Source organism: Sphingobium aquiterrae (assembly GCF_037154135.1).
GTDB lineage: Bacteria > Pseudomonadota > Alphaproteobacteria > Sphingomonadales > Sphingomonadaceae > Sphingobium > Sphingobium aquiterrae.
The window spans coordinates 1-2,519 of the sequence record NZ_JBANFL010000053.1 but is presented as its reverse complement, the minus strand read 5'-3'; the positions used below and the strand labels follow the sequence as shown (position 1 = coordinate 2,519).

The 2,519-nt window shown below is 63.6% G+C and carries 2 protein-coding genes; both read right to left on the bottom strand.

Annotation, left to right across the window (positions count from 1 at the left end):
• Positions 1 to 177 precede the first annotated feature (177 nt).
• The gene (istB, locus tag WFP78_RS23350) at positions 178 to 906 is read right to left on the bottom strand and encodes an IS21-like element helper ATPase IstB (protein ID WP_272798407.1); all 729 of its coding nucleotides are present in this window, start codon (positions 904 to 906) and stop codon (positions 178 to 180) included.
• Positions 893 to 2,407, bottom strand: a complete 1,515-nt coding sequence (istA, locus tag WFP78_RS23345) for an IS21 family transposase (protein ID WP_336966911.1) — start codon at positions 2,405 to 2,407, stop codon at positions 893 to 895. The genes istB and istA overlap by 14 nt, the downstream gene beginning before the upstream one ends.
• Positions 2,408 to 2,519: the final 112 nt, after the last annotated feature.

The following is a 2,519-nucleotide window of genomic DNA, read 5'->3' as shown; positions in this document are numbered from 1 at the left end:
TGTCAATCGGCGTGCAAACGGGACCCCTTATCGGCGCGCAAAAGGGACCCCCTGTCAGGATGGCGGAACGTTGATGTGACGGGCTTCCTCGCGCTGCGCGCGGCGTAGGGAGGGCGTAGCCCGACCGGAGGCGCGCGCAGCGCAAAACATCTTCTAATTGATCGCTGCTGGGGCGGATCAGCTGCGGTTTTTGAAGCGCCAGCTGTCATTGCCGGTTTCGACGATGTCGCAATGATGGGTGACGCGGTCGAGGAGCGCGGTAGTCATCTTGGGATCGCCGAACACGGTGGGCCACTCGCCAAAGGCGAGGTTGGTGGTGATGATGACGCTGGTCTGCTCATAGAGTTTGCTGATCAGGTGGAACAGCAACTGGCCGCCCGATCGAGCGAACGGCAGATACCCCAGTTCATCGAGCACGATGAGATCGAGGCGGGATAGCTGGGCGGCGAGAGCGCCACTCTTGCCGATCCTGGCTTCCTCTTCGAGGCGGGTTACCAGATCGACCGTGTTGAAGTAGCGGCCTCGGGCACCGGAACGGACGACATTGGCGGTGATAGCGATGGCCAGATGGGTCTTTCCTGTGCCTGTTCCGCCGACCAGGACGATATTGCGTCGTGCGGGCAGGAACGCGCCACTGTGCAATGAACGCACCAGCCCCTCGTTGATCGGGGTACCCTCGAACCGGAAGGCGTCGATGTCCTTCACGACTGGCAGCCTGGCAGCGGCCATCCGGTATCGGATCGACGCGGCATGACGATGCGTCGCCTCCGCTCGCAGAAGGTCGGTCAGTATCTCCATGGTGGTGCGCTGCCGCTGAAGCCCGGTGGTAACGGCATCGTCGAACGCGCCCGCCATACCCTTGAGTCCAAGGCCCCGCATGGCCTCGATCATGTCATGCCGCTGCATCGAAGGTCCTCAGCTGGTCGTAACGGGCACAGTCGGCGATCGGGGGATGGCGCAAGGCGCTATCCTCGGAGGTGATGATCGTCAGCGGACGCGGGGGTTCCCGGTGTCGTGCCAGGATGTTGAGGATCAGGTCGTCGCTTGCCGTGCCCGTCGCCAGTGCCTCACGCACAGCGGCTTCGACAGGCTCCAGGCCATCGGTCAGTACGGCCGACAGTACACGGACGAACCGGCGATCGGCATCGTCGCCATTACCCAGCTTGCGGCGCAGGCGGGCAAGCGCCGGTGGCAGATCCCAGTCCTGGAAGGGGGCACCGTTCCTCAGCGCGCCAGGCTTGCGGGCCAGCACCGGCAGATAATGCCAGGGGTCATAGATCGTGCGGTTGCGCCCAAAGTAGCGAGGATGTTCAGCGACAACATCTTCGCCGCAGCGAACGACGATGCGATCGGCATAGGCGCGGACCTGCACCGTGCGTCGTGCCACCGTCGAGAGCACCGAGTAGCGGTTGCGGTCGAAGCTGATCAGGCAGGTGCCGGTCACGGCATGCTCGCTCTCATTGAAGCCGTCGAACGGTCCCAGCATCGGCTGCAGCGCAGATCGTTCGATCTCCAGCACCTGCGCCACGGTCAGCTCGCCCTGTTCAGGATGGGGCTGCCGTTCCGCCCAGCGCCGACACTCGGCCTCCAGCCAGCCATTGAGCTCTTCGAGACTGGCGAACCGCAACCGGGGCTGGAAGAAGCGACCCCGGATCGTCTGCACCTGGTTCTCGACCTGCCCCTTCTCCCATCCCGCCGCAGGCGAGCAGGCCGTGGGCTCGACCATATAATGGTCGGTCATGATCAGGAACCGCCGGTTGAAGAGGCGTTCCTTGCCGGTGAACACGCTCGTCACAGCCGTCTTCATATTATCGTAGATGCCGCGCCCTGGCACGCCGCCGAAGAAGGCAAAGCCGCGTGCATGCGCGTCGAACAGCATCTCCTGGCTCTCGCGAGGATAGGCCCGGACATAGACCCCACGTGACGCGCACAGGCGCATATGCGCGACCTTCACCCGCATCGGCGCCCCGGCGATCTCGACATCCTCATGGCTCCAGTCGAACTGGTAGGCCTCGCCTGGCCTGAACATCAGCGGGATGAAGGCGGTGACGCCATCGCCAGCATCCTTGCGCCGCTCGATCTTCCAGCGCGTCGCATAGCGCCGCACCGCATCGTAAGAACCCTCAAAGCCTTCTCGCACCAGCAGGTCATGGATCCGCGTCATCCGCAGCCGGTCACGCCTGCCGCGCAGCTCGTTCTCTTCCAGCAGCGTGTTCAGGCGCTCCTGGAACGGACCGATCCTGGGCAGCGGCTGAACCTTGCGCTGATAATCAAAGGCGCCCTCCGGCGCTCGGACCGCTTTGCGGATGACCTTCCGCGACACATGCAGATCCCGTGCGATCGCCTTGATCGCCTTGCCTCCGGCATACTCGCGCCGGATCCGAACAACTGTCTCCAAAACCAACATCCCGATCTCGCCGCCTGAAAATCCAGCCGGCTGCTTAAACCATCGAAATGAGGGGTCCCTTTTAGACGCCGATCACCCCGCTAACGGGGTCCTTTTTGCACGCCGATCCACA

Bases quoted from the DNA above. Each gene is read 5' to 3' on its own strand.
- istB (WP_272798407.1), bottom strand. From the start codon at position 906: ATGCAGCGGCATGACATGATCGAGGCCATGCGGGGCCTTGGACTCAAG.
- istA (WP_336966911.1), bottom strand. From the start codon at position 2,407: ATGTTGGTTTTGGAGACAGTTGTTCGGATCCGGCGCGAGTATGCCGGA.